This is a genomic window from Rhodococcus erythropolis NBRC 15567 (assembly GCF_001552595.1).
Lineage (GTDB): Bacteria > Actinomycetota > Actinomycetes > Mycobacteriales > Mycobacteriaceae > Rhodococcus_F > Rhodococcus_F erythropolis.
This window is the reverse complement of the sequence record NZ_BCRM01000005.1, coordinates 1-24,690: the sequence shown is the minus strand read 5'-3', so window position 1 is coordinate 24,690 and position 24,690 is coordinate 1. Positions and strand designations below refer to the sequence as shown.

The 24,690-nt window shown below is 62.9% G+C and carries 22 protein-coding genes; 14 read left to right on the top strand and 8 right to left on the bottom strand.

The window, feature by feature from the left end; all coding sequences use genetic code 11:
• Positions 1–57: 57 nt before the first annotated feature.
• A complete protein-coding gene (locus RE4_RS09570; RefSeq protein WP_060938493.1) occupies positions 58–2,763 on the bottom strand; it encodes a bifunctional acetate--CoA ligase family protein/GNAT family N-acetyltransferase in 2,706 nt (901 codons plus the stop codon).
• Positions 2,756–4,027 carry an acetoin utilization protein AcuC gene (locus tag RE4_RS09565; protein WP_019748234.1) on the bottom strand — a complete coding sequence of 424 codons (1,272 nt, stop codon included), beginning with the start codon at positions 4,025–4,027 and terminating at the stop codon, positions 2,756–2,758. The genes RE4_RS09570 and RE4_RS09565 overlap by 8 nt, the downstream gene beginning before the upstream one ends.
• Positions 4,028–4,203: 176 nt before the next feature.
• Here RE4_RS09565 and RE4_RS09560 point away from each other — a divergent pair, with 176 nt between their 5' ends.
• Together RE4_RS09560 and galE are read left to right on the top strand one after the other, a co-directional pair.
• Complete coding sequence (locus RE4_RS09560; protein WP_003942150.1) at positions 4,204–4,890, top strand: iron-dependent transcriptional repressor DtxR; 687 nt, start codon at positions 4,204–4,206, stop codon at positions 4,888–4,890.
• An 8-nt stretch (positions 4,891–4,898) separates the two neighbouring features.
• A complete protein-coding gene (gene galE / locus RE4_RS09555) occupies positions 4,899–5,888 on the top strand; it encodes a UDP-glucose 4-epimerase GalE (protein WP_029255256.1) in 990 nt (329 codons plus the stop codon).
• Here galE and RE4_RS09550 read toward each other — a convergent pair.
• Both RE4_RS09550 and RE4_RS09545 read right to left on the bottom strand, forming a co-directional pair.
• Entirely contained in the window at positions 5,885–7,015 is a 1,131-nt protein-coding gene (locus tag RE4_RS09550) for a DUF4192 domain-containing protein (RefSeq protein WP_060938492.1), read from the bottom strand. The genes galE and RE4_RS09550 overlap by 4 nt on opposite strands.
• 155 nt (positions 7,016–7,170) lie before the next feature.
• Positions 7,171–7,926 (bottom strand): sensor domain-containing protein, encoded by a 756-nt coding sequence (locus RE4_RS09545; RefSeq protein ID WP_060938491.1) that lies wholly within the window; start codon positions 7,924–7,926, stop codon positions 7,171–7,173.
• A 361-nt stretch (positions 7,927–8,287) separates the two neighbouring features.
• Between RE4_RS09545 and RE4_RS09540 the strand changes: the two genes are divergently transcribed.
• From RE4_RS09540 to RE4_RS09530, 3 genes are all read left to right on the top strand, one after another.
• Complete coding sequence (locus RE4_RS09540) at positions 8,288–9,247, top strand: proteasome assembly chaperone family protein (RefSeq protein ID WP_060938490.1); 960 nt, start codon at positions 8,288–8,290, stop codon at positions 9,245–9,247.
• Between the two features lie 181 nt (positions 9,248–9,428).
• Positions 9,429–10,466 carry an alpha/beta fold hydrolase gene (locus tag RE4_RS09535; RefSeq protein WP_019748230.1) on the top strand — a complete coding sequence of 346 codons (1,038 nt, stop codon included), beginning with the start codon at positions 9,429–9,431 and terminating at the stop codon, positions 10,464–10,466.
• A gap of 26 nt (positions 10,467–10,492) precedes the next feature.
• A complete protein-coding gene (locus RE4_RS09530; RefSeq protein WP_020907550.1) occupies positions 10,493–12,997 on the top strand; it encodes a DEAD/DEAH box helicase in 2,505 nt (834 codons plus the stop codon).
• 53 nt (positions 12,998–13,050) lie between these two features.
• Here the strand turns inward: RE4_RS09530 and RE4_RS09525 are convergent, their stop codons facing one another.
• Positions 13,051–13,458, bottom strand: a complete 408-nt coding sequence (locus tag RE4_RS09525) for a DUF5997 family protein (RefSeq protein ID WP_019748228.1) — start codon at positions 13,456–13,458, stop codon at positions 13,051–13,053.
• Between the two features lie 56 nt (positions 13,459–13,514).
• Here RE4_RS09525 and RE4_RS09520 point away from each other — a divergent pair, with 56 nt between their 5' ends.
• The 5 genes from RE4_RS09520 (at position 13,515) to RE4_RS09500 (ending at position 19,426) form a co-directional block, all read left to right on the top strand.
• Positions 13,515–14,363, top strand: a complete 849-nt coding sequence (locus RE4_RS09520; RefSeq protein WP_003942255.1) for a LysR substrate-binding domain-containing protein — start codon at positions 13,515–13,517, stop codon at positions 14,361–14,363.
• Positions 14,364–14,483: 120 nt separating this feature from the next.
• Positions 14,484–14,792 (top strand): type VII secretion target, encoded by a 309-nt coding sequence (locus RE4_RS09515; RefSeq protein WP_021334291.1) that lies wholly within the window; start codon positions 14,484–14,486, stop codon positions 14,790–14,792.
• Positions 14,789–17,140 (top strand): TPR repeat domain-containing protein, encoded by a 2,352-nt coding sequence (locus RE4_RS09510; RefSeq protein ID WP_060938489.1) that lies wholly within the window; start codon positions 14,789–14,791, stop codon positions 17,138–17,140. The genes RE4_RS09515 and RE4_RS09510 overlap by 4 nt, the downstream gene beginning before the upstream one ends.
• Before the next feature lie 163 nt (positions 17,141–17,303).
• Complete coding sequence (locus RE4_RS09505) at positions 17,304–17,948, top strand: hypothetical protein (RefSeq protein WP_029255252.1); 645 nt, start codon at positions 17,304–17,306, stop codon at positions 17,946–17,948.
• 77 nt (positions 17,949–18,025) lie between these two features.
• Positions 18,026–19,426, top strand: a complete 1,401-nt coding sequence (locus RE4_RS09500; protein ID WP_060938488.1) for an FAD-binding oxidoreductase — start codon at positions 18,026–18,028, stop codon at positions 19,424–19,426.
• 28 nt (positions 19,427–19,454) lie between these two features.
• Here RE4_RS09500 and RE4_RS09495 read toward each other — a convergent pair whose 3' ends face one another.
• Positions 19,455–20,375, bottom strand: coding sequence for a hydrogen peroxide-inducible genes activator (locus tag RE4_RS09495; RefSeq protein WP_020907545.1), 921 nt, complete (start codon positions 20,373–20,375; stop codon positions 19,455–19,457).
• A gap of 229 nt (positions 20,376–20,604) precedes the next feature.
• On the opposite strand from RE4_RS09495, the gene RE4_RS09490 reads away from it, so the two are divergent.
• The 3 genes from RE4_RS09490 to RE4_RS09480 all read left to right on the top strand — a co-directional run bounded on the left by RE4_RS09490 (position 20,605) and on the right by RE4_RS09480 (position 22,495).
• Positions 20,605–21,192: a peroxiredoxin gene (locus RE4_RS09490; protein WP_003942119.1), complete on the top strand. Its 588-nt coding sequence runs from the start codon at positions 20,605–20,607 to the stop codon at positions 21,190–21,192.
• A gap of 2 nt (positions 21,193–21,194) precedes the next feature.
• Positions 21,195–21,734: an alkylhydroperoxidase, AhpD family gene (gene ahpD / locus RE4_RS09485; protein ID WP_003942122.1), complete on the top strand. Its 540-nt coding sequence runs from the start codon at positions 21,195–21,197 to the stop codon at positions 21,732–21,734.
• Positions 21,735–21,814: 80 nt separating this feature from the next.
• Positions 21,815–22,495: a PhzF family phenazine biosynthesis protein gene (locus RE4_RS09480; protein WP_003942237.1), complete on the top strand. Its 681-nt coding sequence runs from the start codon at positions 21,815–21,817 to the stop codon at positions 22,493–22,495.
• On the opposite strand, the gene RE4_RS09475 is transcribed toward RE4_RS09480, so the two are convergent.
• Positions 22,481–23,179, bottom strand: a complete 699-nt coding sequence (locus RE4_RS09475) for a hypothetical protein (RefSeq protein ID WP_019748222.1) — start codon at positions 23,177–23,179, stop codon at positions 22,481–22,483. The genes RE4_RS09480 and RE4_RS09475 overlap by 15 nt on opposite strands.
• A gap of 17 nt (positions 23,180–23,196) precedes the next feature.
• On the opposite strand from RE4_RS09475, the gene RE4_RS09470 reads away from it, so the two are divergent.
• Positions 23,197–23,463 (top strand): hypothetical protein, encoded by a 267-nt coding sequence (locus RE4_RS09470; RefSeq protein ID WP_007732799.1) that lies wholly within the window; start codon positions 23,197–23,199, stop codon positions 23,461–23,463.
• 2 nt (positions 23,464–23,465) lie between these two features.
• Here RE4_RS09470 and RE4_RS09465 read toward each other — a convergent pair whose 3' ends face one another.
• Positions 23,466–24,689 (bottom strand): aminotransferase family protein, encoded by a 1,224-nt coding sequence (locus RE4_RS09465; protein WP_060938487.1) that lies wholly within the window; start codon positions 24,687–24,689, stop codon positions 23,466–23,468.
• Position 24,690: the final 1 nt, after the last annotated feature.

Here is a 24,690-nt window from a genome sequence, read left to right as displayed (position 1 = left end):
CCATCGCTTATTCCCTCCCCCTCGGGAATGTGCGATGGCCGGTGTTGTTCGTTGTACCTACCGCAGACGCCTGGGCCCCAGGTCGATTGCGCTCGGCTCGGGCCCGATGCGTACTCGCGAATCGGTGATCTCCGCGCCGGTAGCCGAAGCAAGTACCGGCTCACAGGCCAGTTCGCGGACTTCCGGAATGTCGTCGGCCAGCGCCGAGATCCGCTGGACCAGATCGACCAAGGCACCCTTGTTGACCGGAACGGCATTTCGATATCCGGAGAGCAGCGGCGCTGCCTTGGGTGCGTCGATCAACTCCGTAGCAGCGTCTTCCGTGAGCGGCAGTACGCGATAGGCACGGTCCCCGAGGAGATCGGAGATCACACCGGCGAGACCGAACGAGATCAGCGAACCGAACGACGGGTCGTCTTGGACACCAACCACACACCCGATGCCCTTGGTTGCCATTTTCTGCACGTGCAGCAGCGGTTCACCCGACGCGGCCGCAAGATCTCGGTAAGCGAGGCGCACCGATTCAGGTCCACTCAGATCCAGCCTGACGCCGCCCAGATCCGGTCGGTGGCGCCACATTTCGCCGGTTGCCTTGACCGCGACCGGGTAGCCGACAGCATCCGCTGCCTCTACAGCTTCGTCTTCGCTCAGGACCGAACGGAATTCGACGACTGCAACCCCGTAGCACTCGAGAAGAGCTGCTGCTTCGACGTCCGAAAGCCAACGGCCAGGCGAGTTTTCAAGCCAGGCGGCCACCATCTTCTGGGCTCGTTCGGAGTCGATTCCCGCGGGGCGAACAACCTTCGACGCAGGCTTGCTGCGCCACTCCGCGTAACGCCAGGCCCTCGCCAACGCCAGTGCGGCGCGCTCCGGCCCCGGGTAGGACGGCACCGAACCGCGGGTCGGGTTTCCGACTTCGTCGCGGACCGCCAGGACGTCCGGCACTCCCTCGGCTGCGAGGAACGTCGTGAGAATCGGCTTGTCCGAGCCGGCGACGGCGTCTTTGAGCGCTTTCGCGAACGGCTCGACCGGAATGGCAACCGGAGGAACGAAGACGGCGATGACGGCATCGACGTCGAACGACGCCAACGCGTCGCGCACGGCAGCGGCGAACAGTTCCGGACTCGCCTGGGCACCAAGGTCGACCGGGTCGCTGACCTGCAAACCTTCACTGCGGGCAGCGTCCGCGGCAAGGACACCGAGCGCGGTCGAGTTGCCGATGACAGCAAGCCGTGGACCGGCCGGCAACGGCTGGTATCCGAAGAGCAAGGCACAGTCGAACAATTGTGAAATGGAGCCGACCTGGATGACGCCCGCCTGTTCGAAGAGGGCGCGGACGATGGAATCGTCGATCTCCACTCCGGTGGCGGCGAGAACCGGCGGAACCGCGTGCCGACCGCTCTTGACCGCGACGATCGGCTTCTTCCGCGCAACTCGACGGGCGATCCGGGAGAACTTTCGTGGGTTGCCGAAGCTCTCCAGGTAGAGAAGGACCACTTCGGTGGACTGGTCGGAATCCCAGTACTGCAGAAGGTCGTTGCCCGAGACGTCCGCACGGTTGCCGGCAGAAACGAAGGCGGACAACCCGATTCGGCTGCGCGCGGCTTCGTCGAGAATGGCGATACCGAGCGCGCCGGACTGACAGAAGAAACCCACGTTGCCTGCCACCGGCAAGACCGGCGCGAGAGTCGCATTCAACGAGATCGCGGGGTCGTTGTTCGCCACTCCCAGTGCATTCGGACCGATGAGGCGCATTCCGTGAGCGCGTGCTGCATGGACCAGTTTGCGTTCGGACGAGCGTCCGTCCGGACCGCTCTCGCTGAAGCCCGACGAGACCACCACCAGCGCTTTGACGCCCTTGTCGAGGCAGTCGTCGAGTACCGAATTGATCGATTCTGCAGGTACAGCCACGACGGCGAGATCGACGTCGTCAGGAATGTCGCGAACAGTTGGGTACGCCCGCACCCCGTGAACCGAACGATGCTCCGCGTTGACGGGGTAGACCGGTCCGGTGAATCCGCCGCGCAGCAGGTTGGTCAACACCGCGTTACCCACCTTGGCGGGGTCCGCTGATGCGCCGATCACTGCCACCGATCGTGGACTCAGCACGTTTCCCATGCTGCGGGCCTCAGCTGCCCGCTCACGCGAATTACGTACTGAAACAAGCGCTTCCGTTGGGTCGATCGCGAATTCGAGGCGCAGCACGCCACCGTCGAACGAGCGGCTCACCTGATACCCCGCCTCACGGAACACCGTCACCATGTTGCGGTTCTCGGACAGGACCTCGGCGACGAACATCGTCAGGCCGTTCTCGGCCGCTGCTGCTGCCAGGTATTCGAGCAGGATCGGGCCGAGGCCGCGCCCCTGGTGTGCGTCGGCGACGACGAAGGCGACCTCGGCAGACTTTCCGTCACCGACGTCGAGGAGTCGCTCGTAGCGACCCACCGCGATGATCTCGTCGCCGAGCATCATCACGAAGGCGACGCGGTTGTGGTGGTCGACCGTCGTGAAATTCTTCACGTCGCGCGCCGACATCGTGGGGTACGGGCCGAAGTAGCGCAGGTACCGGGTCCGCTCGGAGAGTTTGCCGTGGAATTCGACGAGCTTGTCCGCGTCCTCGGGAACGATGGGTCGCAACGCCACCGCGCCGCCGTCGGAGGCGAGAACATCGACTACCCACGAATGGGGATAGGTGTGAGCGGGGTCGGTGTTCGGCGCCTGGTCGCTCGCGCCGCCGGCATCGGTATCGGACTGTTCAGTCACGGGGATCCTCCGGGTCGAGTCCGAGTAGCGGGAACGAAGCGCGGCGTGTGGCGATGATCGCCGAGTCGATTCGGGTGAGTGCACGATCTACCGAGGCGACACCTGTCTCCGGTGTACCACCCGGGCCGTCCCACGGGGTGTATGCGACATCTCCGCCGTCGCCCATGGTCGGCGGGAGGTCGACGCTCGGCGCTCGCAGCTTCGTCGATTCCTTCCACTCGTCAGGCACAGCTGTGTCGACGTCGACCTCGCGATCGAGCGCGGCAGCGATCAGGTGAGTCCATGCCCTCGGCACGACGCGAACCAGTCCGTATCCGCCGCCGCCGACTGCCAGCCACCGGCCCTCGGAGTAGCGGTCGGCAAGATCGCGCATTGCCAGGAACGCTGCTCGCTGGCCGTCGACGGTCAGAGCGAGGTCCGCGAGCGGGTCCTCGCGGTGCGAGTCGACTCCGCACTGGCTGATGATGATCTGCGGGCGGAAGGCTGCAATGGCTCCCGGGACGACGGCGTGAAATGCGCGCAGCCACAACGCGTCGACGGTCCCGGGAAGCACCGGGATGTTCACTGCAGTGCCTTCAGCGGCCCCGTCGCCGACCTCGCTCGACCATCCGGTGTTCGGCCACAAGGTTGCCGGGTGCTGATGCAGCGAGACCGTGAGCACCCGGGGGTCCCCGAGGAACGCATGTTGCACTCCGTCGCCGTGATGAGCGTCGACGTCGATGTAGGCGATGCGGTCGTAGCCGTTGTCGAGCAGCCACGAAATCGCCACAGCCGCATCGTTGTAGACGCAGAATCCCGAAGCCCAATCCGCCATCGCGTGGTGCATGCCGCCGCCGATGCTGACCGCGCGTCGCGTACGTCCCGAAGCGATTTCCTGCGCTGCGGCCAGCGAGCCGCCGGCGAGGATCGCACTTGCTTCGTGCATGTGCGGGAAGACCGGGTTGTCCTCGGTACCGAGCCCGTGGGGAACATCCTGGCCGCTCACACCGTTGTTCGCAGAGTTACCCGCGTCTTTGACCGCTGCAAGATATGCCGGTGTGTGGATTCTGAGGAGGTCGGCATCGGACGCGGCGCTCGGTTCGAGAAATTCGATGCCCTCGAGAAGTCCGAGGCTTCGCGAGAGTGCCATCGTGAGATCGAGGCGAGTGGGATTCATCGGGTGATCGGCGCTCCACCGATAGCTCAGGTACTCCGGACTCCACACCACGACTCGATTCGCTCGAGACGCCGCGGGGTCCCCGTCAGATCTGATCGACGCGGTCATGGGATCACGCTACTTCCTTCTCGTTTCGTGCCGCACACCACACTCGCGGCCCGCTTCGGAGACCGAGATCGAGTGACACGAATCCAATTCGGACACGCGCTGGACTCGCCGCAGTGGAGGCGGCACCGGAACCACGAACTGAACGGTAGAATGATCAACTGACGAAGGGGTTGAGTGTGAAGGATCTAGTCGACACCACGGAGATGTATCTCCGGACGATCTACGACTTGGAAGAAGAGGGCGTAGTCCCACTCCGGGCGCGGATCGCCGAACGGCTCGAACAGAGCGGACCCACCGTCAGCCAGACAGTTGCGCGTATGGAGCGCGACGGCTTGCTGATGGTCGCCGGCGATCGACATCTGGAACTCACCGACAAGGGTCGCGATCTCGCGATCTCTGTCATGCGTAAGCACCGGTTGGCAGAGCGCCTACTGGTGGACGTCATCGGTCTCAAATGGGAAGACGTACATGCCGAGGCATGCCGTTGGGAGCACGTGATGAGCGAGGAGGTCGAGCGTCGACTCGTCGTCGTTCTGAACAACCCCACGACGTCGCCATACGGCAACCCGATTCCGGGCTTGGACCAGTTGGGACTCGACGGCCCGGTTGCCACCACCGAAACGTTGGTGCGCCTGACCGATATTCCGCACGGCGCACAGACAGCTGTGGTCGTTCGGCGACTCGCCGAGCACGTGCAGTCCGATCCCGAGGTGATCGCGCAGCTGCGTGACGCCGGCGTCGTTCCCGACGCCAGGGTGACGGTCGAAACCCGTCCGGGCTCGGTGACCATCATCGTGCCGGGTCACAGCGGGTTCGACCTGTCCGAGGAAATGGCTCACGCCGTTCAGGTCAAGCAGGTCTGAGGAACTAGATGAAACTCCTGGTCACCGGCGGCGCCGGTTACGTCGGCAGTGTGTGCAGCACTGTGTTGCTCGAGCGTGGACACGAAGTTGTCGTCATCGACGACCTCTCCACCGGAAATGCCGACGCGGTGCCTGCCGGTGCCGAGTTCATCGAAGGGGATGTGGGGGCGCTGGCCGCCGACATCCTCGGCAGTGCGGGTTCACCGGTTTTCGACGGCGTACTTCACTTCGCTGCGCAGTCGCTGGTCGGCGAATCCGTGCTGCACCCCGAAAAGTACTGGCGCGGAAACGTCGTCACGACCATCGAACTGCTCGAGGCGATTCGTGTCTCCGGCACTCCCCGGCTCGTGTTCTCTTCCACCGCCGCGACGTACGGCGAGCCGGAGCAGTCCCCCATCGTGGAAACCGCTCCGACCCGCCCTACGAATCCGTACGGCGCGACCAAGCTCGCGATCGATCATGCGATCACCTCGTACTCGATCGCCCACGGCCTCGGCGCTACCAGCTTGCGCTACTTCAACGTCGCGGGTGCGTACAAGTCCGCCGGCGAGAACCGGGTGATCGAAACCCACCTGATTCCGCTCGTCCTTCAGGTCGCACTCGAGCAGCGAGACAAGATCTCGGTATTCGGAACCGACTGGCCCACGCCGGACGGCACCGCGGTACGCGACTACATACACGTGCTTGACCTCGCCGAAGCGCATCTGCTGGCGCTCGAATCCTCGGTTCCCGGCGAGCACCGCATCTACAACCTCGGAAGTGGTGCCGGCTTCAGCGTGCGCGAGGTGATCGCTGCCTGTGCGCGGGTCACCGGCCTGCCGATCAACGTCGAAGACGCCTCACGACGGCTGGGTGATCCGGCCGTACTGATCGCATCGAGCGACAAGGCGATTGCCGAGTTGGGTTGGACGCCCACGCGTACCGATCTCGACGTCATAGTCGCCGATGCATGGCAGTTCCTCCAGGATCTGGGCGACCGCTCACACGCTGCTCGCTAGCTTCCACTCGGCAGCGCCGGCGGCAAGCCGGCAATTCCGAGCGATTCCCCGATGGACAATCCGACGGCCGCAAGGTCACGGATCCCATCGGGGTGCACACCGGATTGGAGCGATAAATCCAGCAATCCGGCCAAGGTATGTTCCGAATCGGCCGACAGAGCGGCCGACAGCGCAACACCTGCCAGGGGCCCGTCGCCGCGCACGTATGCAAAGAACCCGAGAAGTGTTGCCGGCCAAGCTCGTTCGGGAGACGGTACTTCATGGGTAAGTACGAGCCACAATTGCTCGGCATGTGCGGCAACCGACGTGATCGCCAGACCCAACACCACGTCGCGCACGTGAACGTCCGTCAAAGCGACCACCAGATCGGCGCATTCCTGCGGGTCAGGGTAGTAAGTGCCCGCCTCCACACGGCGGACATGTTCCAACACCAGATCGACCCGGCGCTGAACTGCTGCATCACGGCCTGATCCCCCGCTGTACTCACTCGATTCTCGGCGGCTCGCGATCAGTCGGGCAATCGCGTCGTGATTACGAGCGGCACCGTGTACCCACCGGACCAGTTCCTCGCGCGAACGGCGAATGACCCTCCCGCCCAACACTTGCGCCGCCGCGACCGATGAAGATGCCGGGTCTGGCAGGGTGCCGCGGTGAATCGAACGCGTGACGCTCGTCCACGGCTGGCCGGATTCTATTGCGGCCGTGCACAATACGTCAGCCAGCTCGACGCAGGTTCCGCCGAGCATGTCTTCGAATACCTCGGCCAGCTCGATGGTTTCGTCGATGAGAGTTTCAGCTGTCGAGCAATCGGTGATCACCACGAGAACGACCGCACGCGCCCCTTCCCCGTCACACACGGCGGCGAACTGGCGCAGCGCCGCGCTCATCTGCCTCGCAGGCTTTCCCTTGACGCTGGGAAAGTAGTCGTGTCGCATTACCGGGCCGAGCGTCGAGGCGGAAGCGCCCATCAAAGACAGCGCAACGACGGAGTTGGACGGATGGAATCCCAGGAGGGCGGGTATTGCCGCGATCAATTCGCCTGGATCGGAAACACGTTCAACGCGTCCGAAAAGGGCCAGGTCGTCGTCGGAGAATTCGAATTCTCCTGGAAGAGGTGATGTGGTCATGCACAGACCCTCGTCGATCGCCCCGATGCCGCCATCCGCTCGACCAGGGAAAACAGCGACGCCGAATTCGTCTGTGGATTATCGAGTCAGTTGGGGACGAATGATCGCGCCGCACCGAAAAGGTCCGCTCTGTGTCGGACCCGTGTGCTGCGAAATCACTTGCCTGCTTTGACCTTCTGTACGGCTGCGGTGAACGCTTGATCCAGAGGTGCCGTCGAGGGCGTCGCAGAACCGAACGTCATCAGTGTTGTTGCTACCCGTACGTCGCCGACCTGCGCGATCAATGTCAGCATCGTCTGATCGCCGGCTGCGGCTTTGGGGGACACGACGGTGCGGCGAAGTGACATCGTCTTGTCGGCATCGATCGGCGACGGCGGAAGAATTTCCGTCGTCACTGTAGTGGTGACGCCGTTCGCAGTGACCGTCATGGACGGGCACTGGCGCGTTTGCGCTTCGAACTCGTCCAGTGGTGCATCGACCTTCGTGAGTTCGACCGAAATCGTTGCCCTCGTCGCATTGTCGGTCCCGACCGCCATCACGGTCCCGTTCGGACCGTAATCCTGTTCCGGTGGCTCACATTCGGATGGATCGACGGTGGCACCGCGTGGGACGCCGACTAGATCCGGCGCTGCCATCGGAACGGCCTGCGGGGGCAGCACAACAGCGCCGAAGGGCTCGGGAAATTCCTCGGGAGTCAGCAGCAGTTCGGACAACGGTGCCGCCGTTTTCGGAGAGGTGGATTTCGGCGTCGAGGATTTGGGTGCAGTCGTCGTACTCGGCGCCGCCGAGCCGCTGTCGGTCGCACCGGCAGTCGCCGGCGCGGAGTCCGGAACGGGTGCACCTTGGACCGACCCGGAGCAGCCCGCGAGTAGTGCAACGGCGGCCACCGCAGCAAGGGAGCATGCGGCCACTCGCCTGGACGATCGTGGACACACCCGCATGTAAGCCTCCGCACTCGACCTCGACCGATCCCGACAATCGACCAATGCATTTCGGACAAATCGGCCGTGCCGACCTTGTCTTCCACTCTGCCATGTCCGAAGCCGCGCACCCGACATCTAGCGAACGCCCAGGCCAAGTGTCGAAAGATACCGCTCGGCTTCGCTCTCGGCGAACGTCCGTCTCGTCGGATCGGGAATGATCGGTCACCGACTCGGTGTTCTTACCGATGAACGTCTGATCCAGTGCTGTCGGGCACCTGACTCCGATGCTGTCGAGCGTGCGCCGATAGTGGACACTTGAGATCAAGACCGAAGAGCGAAGGGGACTGCGATGGACGAACAGTCGAGGATGTACGAGCTGGAATTTCCGGCGCCCCAGTTGGCGGCTGCCGACGGCCAGGGACCGATCCTGATTCACGGACTCGAGGGTTACTCCGACGCCGGTCACGCCGTGAAGTTGGCGACGACGCATCTGCGCGAAAGCCTGGAAACCGAGCTTGTCGCGTCGTTTGCTGTCGACGAGCTGATCGACTACCGCTCACGTCGACCAACGATGACGTTCAAGGCCGATCATTTCTCCGATTACGACGCTCCGGCGCTCAATCTGTACGCACTGCGCGATACGGCCGGCACGCCGTTCCTGCTGCTCGCAGGGATGGAGCCGGACCTCAAGTGGGAGCGGTTCACCACAGCCGTTCGTCTGTTGTCCGAACAGCTGGGAGTGCGTCGAACCATCGGACTCAACGCGATTCCGATGGCAATCCCGCACACCCGACCGCTGGGTGTGACAGCACATTCGACCAACAAGGACCTGATCCAGGACAATCAGCGTTGGTCAGGTGAACTGCAGGTTCCCGGCAGCGCATCGTCACTCCTCGAGCTTCGTATGTCTCAGCACGGGCACGAGGCGATGGGCTTTTCGGTGCATGTCCCCCACTACCTCGCGCAAACGGACTACCCGGGCGCCGCAGAGACTTTGCTCGAAAACGTTTCCGAGGTTTCGGATCTGGAATTGCCCTTGGTTGCACTGGGTGAGGCCGCGGCGCGCGTTCGGGAACAGGTTAACGAGCACATAGCCGGGAACGAAGAAGTTCAGACTGTAGTCCACGCTTTGGAGCGTCAATACGACACTTTTGTCGCCGCTCAGGAACAACAGTCGTCCCTTCTGGCCGGCGAGGCCGACCTTCCCAGCGGTGACGAGATCGGCGCAGAGTTCGAAAAGTTCCTGGCCGAACAGGCAGGAAATGACGACTTCGGCTCAGCTGGAGACCTCGATCGAGGCGACAACTGACGAAAATGTGACGGGCGGGGCGCATAATTCGACATTGTGCGCATTCCGCAACCCCTCCGTTACCTGGGCTGTTGTTCAGGACACATCCGTCGGATAGCCTCAAACTCTGTGTGATTTTCGTTGACGGCTCAACAACTGGAGCAGACAGTCAACGTGGTCACACGCCGAGCCAGGAGGCGACATGAGCAGACCACGGAACCGTCAGCTCCGACCGGTCCCCGACGAGGAACCGCGGATGATGTTCCGGACGATTCACGGCTACCGACGCGCATTTCGGATAGCCGGCGAGGGTCCGGCAGTACTGCTCCTGCACGGAATCGGCGACAACTCGTCGACGTGGACCGAGATCATTCCCCACCTCGCCAAGAAGTACACCGTCATCGCACCTGACCTGTTGGGTCACGGCCGCTCCGACAAGCCGCGCGCAGATTACTCGGTAGCCGCGTATGCCAACGGCATGCGTGATCTTCTGTCGACGCTCGGCATCGAGCACGTCACCGTCATCGGGCATTCGCTCGGCGGCGGCGTCGCGATGCAGTTCTCCTACCAATTCCCACACATGGTGGATCGCCTCGTGCTGGTCTCGGCCGGTGGCGTCACCAAGGACGTCCACCCACTGCTGCGCCTCATGTCCGTTCCGGTGGTCAACGAGGTCGTCAAACTGCTCCGGATACCTGGCGCGATGCCGCTCGTCCGGATGGCCGGAAATCTTGCCGGTGTCGTTCACGGTTCGAATCTGCGCCCCGGCACCATGCTGCACGACACGCCAGACCTGATTCGAGTGCTCGCTGATCTCCCCGACCCCACTGCCTACGAGGCTTACCTTCGTACGCTGCGGGCCGTCGTGGACTGGCGCGGGCAGGTCGTCACGATGCTCGACCGCTGTTATCTGACCGAGAATCTGCCGGTTCAACTGATCTGGGGCGACGACGACTCCGTCATTCCCGTCTCCCACGCTCACCTCGCGCATGCGGCGATGCCGAACTCACGTCTCGAAATCTTCCGCGGCTCGGGCCACTTCCCGTTCCGCGACGATCCGATGCGTTTCCTGCAGATCGTCGAAGATTTTCTTTCCAGCACCGCACCACTCGTCTTCGACGAGGCCCGCTGGCGTCACATGCTGATCTCCGGCGTCGGCGAGAACACCATCACCGGAACGTCGTCCACCCGCATGGCAGTGCTCGACGCCATGGGCTCGGACGAGCGAAGCGCAACCTGATCCGCGGTTGCGGCTAGCCTGTACGAGTGCTGCTGACGGAACTTCTCCCCGACAACGCGGATCCTGATTCCGTTTTCGACGCCTTCTCTTCGTGGACCCTCGAACGAGGTTTGACGCTCTATCCTGCCCAGGAAGAGGCCGTCATGGAGTTGGTCTCGGGTGCAAACGTGATCCTTGCGACGCCGACCGGGTCCGGCAAATCGATGGTAGCGATCGGCGCGCATTTCTATGCGATGTCGCTCGGCAAGCGCACCTATTACACAGCGCCGATCAAGGCCTTGGTGAGCGAGAAGTTCTTTGCGCTGTGTGAAGTCTTCGGAGCCGAGAACGTCGGCATGATGACCGGCGACGCCGCCGTGAACTCGTCGGCGCCGATCATTTGTGCGACGGCAGAGATCGTCGCGAATCTCGCACTGCGAGAGGGCCCGAACTCCGATATCGGCCAAGTCGTGATGGACGAGTTCCATTTCTACTCCGAACCCGATCGAGGTTGGGCGTGGCAGGTTCCGCTCATCGAATTGCCGCACGCGCAGTTCCTCTTGATGTCGGCAACTCTCGGTGAGGTCGACTTCTTCTCCGAGGATCTGACGCGTCGCACCGGGAAGCCGACCACCGTCGTCTCCGGCACGGAACGCCCTGTGCCTTTGATGTTCTCGTACGCGACCACGCCGGTCGGCGAAACCATCGAAGATCTGGTGACCACCAACCAGTCCCCTGTCTACATCGTGCATTTCACGCAGGCGGCCGCGCTCGAGCGCGCCCAGGCACTGACGAGCGTCAACTTCTGTTCCAAGGCCGAGAAGGAAGCGATCGCCGAAGCGCTGGGCGGTTTCCGCTTCACCACGGGGTTCGGAAAGACACTCTCGCGCCTGGTCCGGCACGGCATTGGCGTTCACCATGCTGGCATGTTGCCCAAGTACCGACGGCTCATCGAAGTTCTCGCGCAGGACGGGCTTCTCAAGGTGATCTGCGGTACCGACACTCTGGGCGTCGGAATCAACGTCCCGATCCGCACGGTGCTGCTGACCGGTCTCGCCAAGTACGACGGCGTCCGCACACGGCATCTGAAAGCCCGCGAGTTCCATCAGATCGCCGGCCGCGCGGGTCGCGCAGGCTACGACACCATGGGCACCGTTGTCGTCCAGGCACCGGAACACGAAGTGGAGAATCTGCGGGCAGTCGCCAAGGCCGGCGACGATCCGAAGAAGATCAAGAAGATTCAACGCAAGAAGGCTCCCGAGGGGTTTGTGTCCTGGAGCGAAGCGACGTTCGACCGCTTGGTCGCGGCATCGCCCGAACCGTTGGTGTCGCGATTCTCGGTCAGCAACTCGATGCTGCTCAATGTCATTGCCCGACCGGGCAACTGCTTCGACGCGATGCGGCATCTGTTGGAGGACAACCACGAATCGCGTCCGGCGCAACGCAAGCACATCCTCAAAGCGATCTCGCTGTATCGCGGATTGCTCAGCGCCGGCATCGTGGAACGCCTCGACGAACCCGACGAGTACGGCCGCATGGCTCGGTTGACGATGGACCTGCAACGCGACTTCGCCTTGAACCAGCCACTCTCACCGTTCGCCTTGGCGGCATTCGAACTTCTCGACGTCGAATCCGACAGTTACGCACTCGATGTCGTCTCGATCATCGAGTCGACGCTCGACGATCCGCGTCAGGTTCTGATGGCGCAGCAGCACTTCGCGCGCGGCGAAGCGGTGGCGCAGATGAAGGCGGACGGCATCGAGTACGAGGAGCGCATGGAGCTTCTCGAAGAGGTCACCTGGCCGAAACCATTGTCGGACTTGCTGTTCCCGGCTTTCGAAATGTACCGGGGTGGCCACCCGTGGATCACCGAGTTCGCCCTCTCCCCCAAGTCCGTGGTGCGCGACATGATCGAACGCGCCATGACGTTTGCCGAATTGATCAGCCATTACGGACTCACCCGGTCCGAGGGCCTCGTCCTGCGCTACCTCGCCGACGCCTACCGCGCGCTGAGGCAAACCGTCCCGACCGAAGCGCGCACCGAGGAACTCGAAGACATCATCGAGTGGTTGGGCGAGCTGATCCGTCAGGTCGACTCGAGCCTGCTCGACGAGTGGGAGTCACTCACCGACCCCGGAGCCGAGGCAGACACGGAAGAGGTTGCGTTCGGCGCCGACATTCCCCGTCCCATCTCGGCGAACCCGCGCGCATTCCGCGTCATGGTGCGCAATGCGATGTTCCGACGCATCGATCTCGCGTCGCGTCGACAGTGGAACGAGCTGGAAAACCTCGAGGACGGTATCGAGGCCGCCGAGTGGGAAGAGCAACTACTGCCGTACTTCGAGGAGTACGCAACCATCGGAACCGGGCCGTCGGCGCGCGGTCCGGCGCTCTTCCAGGTCACTGAGGACGGAGAGTTCTGGCGGGTGCGGCAGGTGCTCGAGGATCCGGAGGGCGATCACGGATGGGCGCTGCTTGCCGTCGTCGACATCCCGGAATCGGATGCCGCGGGTGAAATCGTGTTCGACGAACTGAGCGTCGTAGAAGGCTAGCGCCTGTGCGCCTTTCCGGTAGTCATCGCTACCGGAAAGGCGCACAGGGGGCGTCAGCCCCTTCGAGCCTTCCGCGGCTGGTTACGACGCGCAGCGCGCTTTTCCTTGATGCGAACGTTTTCGGCCCGCACGTCGGCCTGAACAGCGCGTTCCTTTTCGAGCCAATCAGGCTTCTCTTCGAGGAGTGCGGCGATCTGATCCGTGGTGAGTGCTTCTTCGACGCCGCCGCGGGCCAGGCCGGCGATCGATACGCCCAGCTTGGCGGCGATGACCGGGCGAGGGTGCGGTCCGGTGCGTCGCAGCTCCAGCAGCCACTCCGGCGGATCGGTCTGCAGAGCGGTCAGCTCGTCACGAGTCACGTCGCCTTCCTGGAACTGCGCAGGTGTTGCTTCCAGGTACACACCCAGCTTCTTGGCAGCCGTCGTCGGCTTCATCGTCTGGGGAGTTTTGTTCGACGTCATGCAACAAGAGTAACCAGCCGATACGGGTGCTTTTACCAAGGCGGTAGCCTTGCCTGGTGACAGACGCGGATAGTCAGGCAATTTTTCGACTCGCGTACGCCCCGGGGGTGACGCCCACCAAGTGGGTCCGGGTGTGGCACGAGCGGCTCCCCGAGGTGCGTCTGGAACTTGTTCAGTTCCCGGTTCTCGAACTCGAAGCTGCACTTCGCGCAGGTGAAGCAGATGCAGGGTTGGTTCGCCTGCCGATCGACCGGACCGGCATCAGCGCCATCTCGCTGTATGCGGAAACCCCGGTGGTGGTGGTACCGAAAGATCACGTGTTCACTACTGTCGATCAGATTTCCGTCGACGATCTGGCCGACGAGATAGTGCTCGATCCTCTCGACGACAGACTCGACTGGCCGACCCGTCCCGGAAAGACCGCCGCCGAGCGACCCGCGACCATCGCCGACGCCATCGAGTTGGTGGCCGCCGGCGTCGGAGTTGTCGTGGTTCCCCATTCGCTGGCGCGGTTCCACCATCGCAAGGACCTGACCTTCCGTCCGGTGGACGGTGCGCCCGAGGCTCCTGTGGCTTTGGCATGGATGGAGTCCAAGACCACAGATCTGGTCGAGGAACTTATCGGCATCGTGCGGGGCCGAACGGCGCAGAGTTCCCGCGGCCGAAACGGTGAGCCGGCGGAGAAGATCAAGGGCTCCGTCAAGGCCAAGATCGCGGCCCGCGAGCGTCGCGCAGAAGCTGCCAAGAACGGGCAGAAAGCTAAGGGCGCCGGCACCGCAAAGAACATATCCGGACGCAACGCCGGTTCCGGTAAGGCCAAGGCCGGCGGCAAATCGGGCAGCGGCAAGTCCGGTGGGACCAAGAGTTCGGGTGGCCGGTTCTCCGGAAAGCAGAAGGGCCGCTAGGGCTTTCACACAACCCCCTCGACCGCGAGGACGATGACGCAGCCCTCGAGGTCGGGTCATCTGGCATGCTCTATCCTCGATTCACTGTGATCTCGCAGATGAATTCGGGGGGATTCGTTCATGGGTGTGGATACTTTTTCAGCTGATCCAGCCGAATTGGCAAGTGCTGCGGAGGGGCTGACGGCATCTGCCGAGGAACTCGGTGGATTCTCGGCTTCGGAGGCCGCTACCGCCGCATCGGCCGGAGCCGCCGGGTCGGCGTTCGCTGCAGCCATAGCCGACAACGTCGTCACCGTCGACGAACTCGGCCGCGCGATCGGCGCGGGGATCACTGCTACCCGCACGAAACTGGAAAACTCCGCACGAGTGTTCGCCCGGGTCGACATCGCCAACGGCGCACGGATCGAGGATTCGGGAGACGTGCGATGACACTGTCGATCTCGCAGATCCGATCCTGGAATCTGGACGCCCTCGACAACTATGCCGGCTCCCTGGGCCGCGGACATGACGTATTCGACAGCAACGTCGACATCGCGCACCGCATCATGGACACCGCAACCAGCGATTGGAGCGGCAGCGCGGCGACCGCAGCATGGGATTCGGCAACCCAGCAGCATGCCTTCGGGCGAGACGCCGTCGCGATAGTCGGAGACGCCGGGCGCTGTGTCGCAGCGCAATCGGCAAACCTCCGGTACACCCGCGAAACACTGGTCAGCCGCGTCGACGACGCGAGCGCCGACGGTTTCACCGTCTCTGACGACGGTTCCGTCACCGCGACGCCCGCAACTCTGGCGAGCACAGATCCGCGCGGGGTAGAAGCCCGCCTCGAATATCACTCGTGGCGCATCGGCACGGCACTCACGGACGTCGACGAGACTGACGCGAGCGCCGCCAGAATCCTCACGGAGATCACCGCCGCAGGCACCTCGCTCATCGACCGCAAGGCCGATTTCGGGATCCCCGATGCAGCGTCGACCACCCCTTCACATCACGTTCGGTTCGATGGTCAGGGAGCCCACGACTCCGACATTCTCGCGCAGTCCCCGGGCGCAACACCCGAGAGCGAGGCGGCCAAGCAACGGTTGATCGCCGCGACGACTTTCACTCCGGAACAACAAGCGCAACTTGCTGCCGGCGGGCCCGTGGCCGTCGACCCGGAACAACTCGCCTACCTACGTGAGTTCTACGCCGATACCAACCTCGACGAGCTGAAGAATATCGGTGCAGGAGCCGAAGGATTCCGCACGGTCAACTTCCCCGATGCGAATGTCCCCGCCGACGCGCGAATCCCCAGCGCCCTCGCCTCGGGCATGTTCACCGTCTCCAATCCCAACGTCACCGACGGCAACGGCAACGCGGGCAGCCTCGACAACCTTCCGCCAGACGTCCGCAGAATCTTCAGCGACCCCGCGTACAGCTCGCAACTCCAACCCGGTGGGTACTCCACCACCGTGAACGTCAACCATTTCGACGATTCGAATGCACTCACGGACATACTTCGAAATGCAGACCCGGCGACACAATCCGGCAGCGCTTTGAGTTCTGCACTGCTCGATCGCAGCGCAGATCTCGCCCCTCTCCAATCGCAAACTTCATCGAGCGCCCCGATGCGATTGGTCTTCGACGACGACGGCCAGCCCGTCAGCAACGATGAGCTCGACTCCAGCCTCACCAAAGCCCTCGACGTTGCCACTCGGGACATACCTTCGAACGCCGACTTCCTCACCACCCCTGCTCATCAGGACGACGTGGTGAATCTGTTCACCCGCGAATGGAACGATGACGGACGAGCCGTCAGCGGCCTCACCGATTGGATCGGACCCGACGCCACCAACTCCAACCCAGCTGTTGCCGAACGGGCCGGCGCCTCTGCCCTTGCACTCGCCCACAATCTCGCCGACAACAAAGGTGCCTACCTCGACATCGCCGGCCTGGACAACAGATCCATCGGAGAAGTGAATCCCGCGTTGACGCAATCCATTGGTTCCGCGGTGACCCCGTACATCGGGAATCTCGTCGGATTGGAACCCGATCAAACCGGTACCCTCGGTTTCGAAAATCTCGATGCCTACGACGACAGATTCGCCAATGCGAAATCGGTGATCGCGATCATCGACAGCGACCCCCACGCAGCCGCAAGTTTCAATGCGAACATGCTCGGAGCCGCGGGCCAACTCCAAGGGACCTTCGTCGAAACCAGCATGAGCGGAGACATCGCCGCGGGTTCTTCGCAATATGCAATATATGCGGGACGCGTCCAAGCACTGATGGACGGCGCTCTGGAGGAAGAAGCCTTCAACCGAACCGGTGACGCTGCGGCGACGCAACAGGACATCATCAGCAGACGTGGGAAAACATACGACGAACTCGGTTGGCTGATTTCCGGCGGTGCCGCCATGATCCCAGGCTTCGGACCACCGACCAGCGTTGCAGTCAGCATGCTGGGAGTCGAACTCAAAGATCACGTCCTGGGCTCCCCGGTCGAAGTTCCTCCGGCACAACTCAACTTCACAGACCAGAGTTCGGCTTCGACGACCCTTCTCGATTACCGATTGGTTCAGGCACTCGACAACGCCTACGGAAGAAAAGACTTCGAGCAACTGAACGGTTTTCGAGTCAATGGCGATCCGAGCGAATCCCTCAGACCAGTCGATCTGGAGACCCTGGGTCTAAACGGCAAATTCGACAGCACGCTGCAGGACTATTTGACGTTTCGGGGATTCAATCGCGATACGTTCATGACCAACATGAGAGACGGACTCGACGATGTCGGATAGATTTCCTGCGTTTACAAGGCGAAACCACCGCGCCGCAACCGCTCTTGCACTGGCATTCAGCATGGGATCATGTATCGCGGGTTGCGCGGCACCCAACTCAACCGAAAACGTCAGCGCCACAACCACGCCCGCCGCGTCAAACGTCTATGTACTACCGAGCTACATGACCGACTATCACAACCAATGGCTCGCAGACCCCGGCATCGACCTCTTCAGCGAAGAGGCCACCATAATCCGAGCATTCATAGAATCCGACTACATCGTTGACAGTGGTGGCGATCGCAGCGACGCCTACCACGGGTTCTCGAGAATCACTGCGAACACTCGTGGAACGGTCTCGAGCGATCGCCGCTACGGAGAACCCGCAGACACACCACCACGCGTCTACCGAGGTACCAGCATCAACCGGATCTTGAGTATTCAAACAATTCCCGCCGGATACCCTGGCGATTCGACCGTCGTCGCTTACGCCTGCTCCGACGCCTACGATACCGATTACGACGGCCGCAAACCGGATTCGTCGCGACTCCCGAGCAGTAGTTACGAGATCTGGATGCACAACACCGCTTCTACGGCTACCCCCTACCCTCGATTCGAAGGGCCCCGCAATGCACCGGAAGGGGACGTCTTCGGCGGCTGGATCGTCGACAAATTCACCAGCTCCACCAGCGACCGTGTGCAACAGGAGACTTGCTCTGACTGGTTCAAATCGCGTCACGACGGGAATCGACTCCGGATGAGCACCGACTTCGCCCCACCCCTCGTCCTCCCCAACTACCCCGGCTGGCCAGAAGATGCGGCCCGGTAGGGGCCAGGGCAACGGTGCCGCGCCCAAATCTGACCAAGTCAGGACCTCAGCGGCGCTGCCGGACGCATGATGGAGTGATGACGGTCGAAAATTCGCACGCCTTGGACGAACTGGTAGCGGCACTCCCCGAGGGAGCCGTCCTGCTGGATCCGGATGTGACCGCGGGCTACCGCCAGGACTGGGCCGCCGACCCGACCGCCGGCCATCCCGCTGCCGTGGTTCGCGCAACGTGCACCGAAGACATCCAAACAGTGATGCGCTGGGCAACCGCCAACCGCGTACCGGTGGTTCCCAGAGGTGCCGGCTCGGGCCTTTCCGGTGGATCCAGCGCCGTCGACGGTTGCATAGTGGTCAGCACCGAGCGAATGCGACAGATCACGATCGACCCGGTCGCCCGTGTGGCGGTTACTCAGCCCGGCTTGATGAATGCGGAGGTCAAGAAAGCCGCCGCAGAGCACGGACTCTGGTACCCACCTGACCCGTCGTCCTTCGAGATCTGTTCCATCGGCGGCAATGCAGCCACCAACGCCGGCGGACTCTGCTGCGTCAAGTACGGAGTTACCACCGACTACGTTCTCGGACTCCGGGTCGTGCTGGCAGACGGGACAGCGGTCAGCCTCGGAGGTCCCCTTCTCAAGGACGTCGCCGGACTCTCCCTCACCAAACTGTTCGTGGGCAGTGAGGGAACTCTCGGCATCATCACGGAAATCACGTTGCGTTTGATTCCCGCGCAGCCGCCCGCATCAACCGTCGTCGCATCGTTCGACTCGGTACAAGAAGCTGCGGACGCGGTCTTGGCGATCACCAGCAACATGCGTCCGGCGATGCTCGAGTTCATGGATCATGCCAGCATCAATGCCGTCGAGGATTCGGTACGCATGGGTCTGAACCGCAAGGCTCACGCACTGCTGCTCGCGCAGTCCGACGCACCCGGCGCGGCCGGCGTGCTGGAAATCGAGACGATTGTTCAGGCGTGCGAAAACAACGGAGCCACCGAAGTATTCGCCACCGATGACCAGGCCGAAGGTGACGCTTTTGCGGCGGCACGGCGGGCAGTGTTCCCGGCAGTGCTCGCGATGGGAAGTCTGCTTCTCGAAGACGTGGGCGTTCCCATGCGCGCACTCCCCCAGCTGGTAACCGGGGTCGAAGCCATCGCCGACGACCTCGACGTCCTGATCTGCACGGTGGCGCACGCCGGAGACGGAAACACACACCCGCTCATCGTCTTCGACCCCGCAGACCCGGACATGTCCGAACGCGCACAGATCGCATTCGGACGGGTGATGGATCTCGCCATCGCGCTCGGCGGCACGATCACCGGCGAACACGGGGTCGGTCGACTCAAGCGCGACTGGCTGCCGTCACAGTTGGGCGAAGACGTCATGGCCCTCAATCGCAAGGTCAAGGATGCGCTCGACCCGCTGGGAATTCTCAATCCCGGAGCCGTCATTGCCGTGAAAGAAGCCTCTCTCGACTAGCTTTCACGTCGACGTCGAACGAGTTACGTCATCGAGGAACCGTCGGGCTGACCGAACGGACCAGCTCGGCCAGCTGACGGAATCCTTCTGCTCGGCCACTCGACGAGCGGAACACGACGCCGATCGTGCGACCTGGAGCCGGCGAGGCGAAATGCGCCGTCGACAAGTCCCCGCGTCGAACCTCCACGGCAACAGCCGATTCCGGGACCAAAGTCACCCCGAGTCCCCCGGCCACACATTGCACGACTGTCGCGAGAGAGGTAGCCCGCGTGTCGCCGGCAAGCGGATGGGCGTCTACCGAACGGCACAGATCCAACGTCTGGTCGCGCAGGCAGTGGCCGTCGTCGAGCAAGAGCAACGGCAGTGCGTCGAGCACGTCCGCTGTGAGATCGACACGTCCAGCCAAGGAATGATCGTTCGGCACGACCATGACAAAATCCTCTTCGTACACAGGAACTTCCACCAGGCCAGGTGTTCCGGCAGGAAGCGCCAACACCGCGACGTCGAGCGCTCCCGATCGCAGGGCATCAAGCAAGCGCGCCGTTTGATCCTCGACTATTTGCGGCGCCAACGACGGCAGCTTCTCGCGCAGCTCCGGCAACAACCCCGGAAGAATGTACGGCGCAACGGTCGGGATCAACCCGATGCGTAGCGGTCCGGTCAGAGAGTCGCCGGAGCCGGCCGCGCTCGCGACGAAACCGTCGGCAGCCTCGAGGATTTGCTTCGCCTGACCGAGCAAGCGCTGTCCGTCCGCGGTCACGAGCACGCGGCGCGTACTACGTTCGATCAGCTTGACCCCTAGTCCCGCCTCGAGAGCCGCCAGCGCCTGCGACAGTGTGGGTTGGCTCACACCGGAACGTGCTGCGGCAGTACCGAAGTGCCGGTACTCGGCCACCGACACAAAGGCACGCAGCTGTGACAAGGAAGGTTGATAAGTCTGATCAGACATGCCTATCAGTGTAGTGCCACCCATCACCTTTACCTTTTGAACGGTTTGATGCAGAATGGACTCATACCAAAAAGCGCCGGTCACAACCTCGACACTCCAGTCGAAACCGTCCGACCCGCTGACGGTGACAAACCCTCTCGATCCAGCACGTTCGGCCGTCACAGTCCGAACAGCCGGATCGTGTGCGCAAGAAATTCCTGTTCACGAGACACGTAGGAGAATGAGACACATGGCTCTGCTCACAATCGGCGACCAGTTCCCCGCTTACAACCTCACGGCTGTCATCGGCGGCGACCTGTCCAAGGTCGATGCCCAGCAGCCCGATGACTACTTCACCACCGTCACCAGTGACGACTACGCAGGCAAGTGGCGCATCGTCTTCTTCTGGCCCAAGGACTTCACCTTCGTGTGCCCCACCGAGATTGCTGCATTCGGCAAGCTCAACGAAGAGTTCGCAGACCGTGACGCTCAGGTTCTCGGCGCTTCCGTCGACAACGAGTTCGTGCACTTCCAGTGGCGTGCACAGCACGAAGAGCTCAAGACCCTCCCCTTCCCGATGCTCTCGGACCTCAAGCGTGAGCTTGCCGAGGCCACCGGCGTCCTCAACGCCGACGGCGTTGCAGACCGCGCGACGTTCATCGTCGACCCCAACAACGAGATCCAGTTCGTCTCCGTCACAGCCGGTTCCGTCGGCCGTAACGTCGACGAGGTTCTCCGCGTCCTCGACGCTCTCCAGAGCGACGAGCTGTGCGCATGCAACTGGAAGAAGGGCGACCCGACCATCAACGCCGGCGAGCTTCTGACTGCGAGCGTCTGAGTATGAGCGTCGAGAACCTCAAGAACTCGCTTCCCGAGTACGCGAAGGACCTCAAGCTCAACCTGAGTTCCATTGCGCGCACGACGGTCCTGAACGAGCAGCAGTTGTGGGGAACGCTCCTCGCAACGGCCGCAGCCACCAAGTCTGCGTCCACGCTCAAGGAGATTGCTTCCGAGGCTGCCGACAACCTGTCGGCAGAGGCATACAACGCCGCTCTCGGCGCAGCGTCGATCATGGGCATGAACAACGTCTTCTACCGCACCAAGGGCTACCTCGACGGTAAGTACGACGACCTTCGTGCCGGCCTGCGGATGAACATCATCGGCAACCCGGGCGTCGACAAGGCCGACTTCGAATTGTGGTCGCTTGCAGTGTCCGCGATCAACGGCTGCAACCACTGCCTCGAAGCTCACGAGAACACCCTCCGCCAGGAAGGTGTCGACCGCGAGGTCATCTTCGAAGCGATCCGCGCCGGTTCCATCGTCGCGGGCGTCGCACAGGCTGTCGAAGCCAACGAGATCCTCTCTGCCGCACAGGTCTGATCACTCGGACCTGAGTGCAGTTCGACGAGCCCTCCCCACCGTGAAGGTGGGGAGGGCTTTTCGCGCGCTAGGGTGGACCGATGGGTATCGAGGTGAGTGTGGTCCGGGTCTTCACGGACGAGAACGGCAAGCACGGGAATCCGTTGGGAATCGTCGACGCGTCCACGGTTGCAGAATCGGATCGACAAGCCGTCGCGAAGGAACTCGACTACAGCGAGACCATCTTCATCGACGTTCCGGATGACGGCGCCTCGCGTGCGCGGGTCCAGATCTTCACTCCGGCAGCAGAACTCCCCTTCGCCGGACACCCGACCGTCGGTGCCACGTGGTGGCTGGGCGAACAGGGCCGTCGCGTGAGCGCCCTCGACGTTCCTGCCGGCAGTGTCGACGTCCGCCAATCCGGCGCTTTGACGTGGGTACGCGCGCGTGCCGAATGGGCACCGGAATTCGCGATCTATCCGATGGACACGGTCGACGACGTCATCGACGCAGATCCGTCCGACTACGAGGCGGATCATTCGTATCTGTGGGCATGGCAGGACAAGCTCGAAGCTGCCATCCGCGCACGCATGTTCGCACCGGTGATGGGAATCGCCGAGGACGAGGCGACCGGATCTGCAGCGCTGCGCATCACGGACCGATTGAGGAAATCACTGCTCATCACCCAGGGACGCGGATCGGTGCTTCACACCACCTTCTCTCCGGAAGGGTGGCTCGAAGTCGGCGGCCGCGTCGTCGCCGAGCCGTCACGAACCTTGTGAGTACCCGGCGGGATTGCGTCCGGCCTCGAGGTCACGTGCGCTGAGTGACACCGAGATCTCGTCACCGAGCGCAACTCCCGGCGCGAGGGGCAACTGATCTCCACTCCAGAACTTGCCCGGATCGAACCAGTTGATACGACGGTTACCGACAAGCAGACCCATCGCCTCATAGGTCTTGGCAACCACTTCGGCGCAGTAGGCGCTCTCGACGGCCACTGCGGACACGTCGGACTTCTTGCGCAGCTTCGGGATTCGGCCTCCGAACCAGCGTGAGGCAAGCTTGGCCGTCGACGGGAACGGCGTACCGTCCAGCCGTGCGATCGTCTTGAGCAGAGCGTCTTCCTGCTCCCGGGTGACTTCGTGGTCGAGCTGGCGCAACCATCCACGCTGCCCGTACTTGGCGCCCCAGACCTGAACCGCCGATCGCAGATCGTGCAGTTGGACACCACGCTGGAAGCGTCCGGTCCACATGTCCTGCAGCGAGTGACCGAGTTCCGCATGCCACATCAGCGGCGGAAGGTCGTCGATCACGACCGACATTCCGACGTGGTTGACCGGGCTGTTGGTCAGCGTCTGGATGGCCCGGTCCGCCGTCGACTCTCCGCGGAAGATCCAGATGTCGCCCGTGCGGGTCGCCGCGGCGGCCTCCTCGAGACTCACCTGCGAAAGCAATCGTCGGTCCATGCCTCTAGCGTAGAGGGATGAAACTCCCTACTCCTCTGCGCGCCTCGCACGTTTGGAAACTGGTCGGCCTCGCCGGTGCAATGGGCGTTGCCGCCACCGGGGTTCTCGTTGCGCGCGGCGAACGCCAGCGTCGGGCCTACTCTCCGGACGAAATTCGCTCGGTACTGCACGAGCGGTACACCCAGGCCTACGCCAAGCAGTCGGAACAAGAGGTTCTGGAACTCGAACCTGCACCCAACGCTGTGCGGCGCCGAATCGAGAAACTCTTCCGGCGCCGCAACTGAACTCATCCGAGAGCTGCGAGGATCCCTGCTGCCATCTCCGCGACCTGATCGTCGGTCATGACGAACGTCGGCGAAATCTGCATCGCACCCTGACCCGCCGCACGACCCGAAATACCGTGCTCACGCAACGTCTTCACGAAAGGCAACGCCTCCGCCGGATCAGCCAACTGCACCGCAGCGACCGCACCCAGTCCACTACGAACCTCCGCCACCCGCGGATGCTCCGCCAACGGCTGCAGATGCGTATGCAACGACGCCTCCAGACGCTTCGACTCCCCAAGCAAATTCTCACGCTCGAGAATGTCGAGGTTCGCCATCGCCGCCGCAGCAGCACCGGCATGCCCGCCATACGTGTAACCATGACGCCACCACGAACCCGCATAGAACGGCTCCGCCACCCGCGGCGCGATGAACACCGCACCCATCGGAACGTAACCGGACGTCAAACCCTTTGCCGTGGTCATCATGTCGGGCTGCAAATCGAAACGAGTAGACGCGAACCACTCGCCGCCGATACGACCGAAACCGGTCACGACCTCGTCGACGACAAACAGAATGTCGTGCTCGCGGCAGATGTCGCGCACCTCGGCCAGGTACCCCTCCGGCGGAAGATACACCCCACCGGCACCGATGATCGGCTCCGCGAAGAACGCGGCGATCTTGTTCGCACCGATCCTCTCGATCAACTCGAGCAGACTCTTCGCATCATCCCAGCCGACCGTGGCCGCATCCGCCATCAGCTCGCCGTAACCCTCACGGTTCACCGGAATACCCGCCAGAGCTGTTCCCGCAACATGCATTCCGTGGTACGCCTTCTGGCGACCGACGATGATCGCCTTCTCCGGCTGCCCCACCTCGTGCCAGTACCGGCGAGCGAGCTTCGCCGCAGTGTCCACCGAATCCGAACCACCCGAAGTGAAGAAGATCTTGCTCCCGGCAACCGGCGCTATCGTCGCCAACCGCTCCGCCAACACCTGCGTGGTCTCGGGAACAAAATCACCGAAGTTGGAGAAATGAGCGATCTTCGACAACTGAGCCGCCACCGCATCCGCGATCTCCGTGCGCCCGTGCCCGACATTGGTGAACCACAGGCCCGCCGTCGCATCCAGATACCGAGTGCCCTCGGAATCCCAGATGTACGCGCCCTCACCGCGAGAGACGACAAACGCGCCGTTCTTCTCCACAGCGCCCATGTCCGCGAACCCGTGCCACAATGCCGAAGCCATC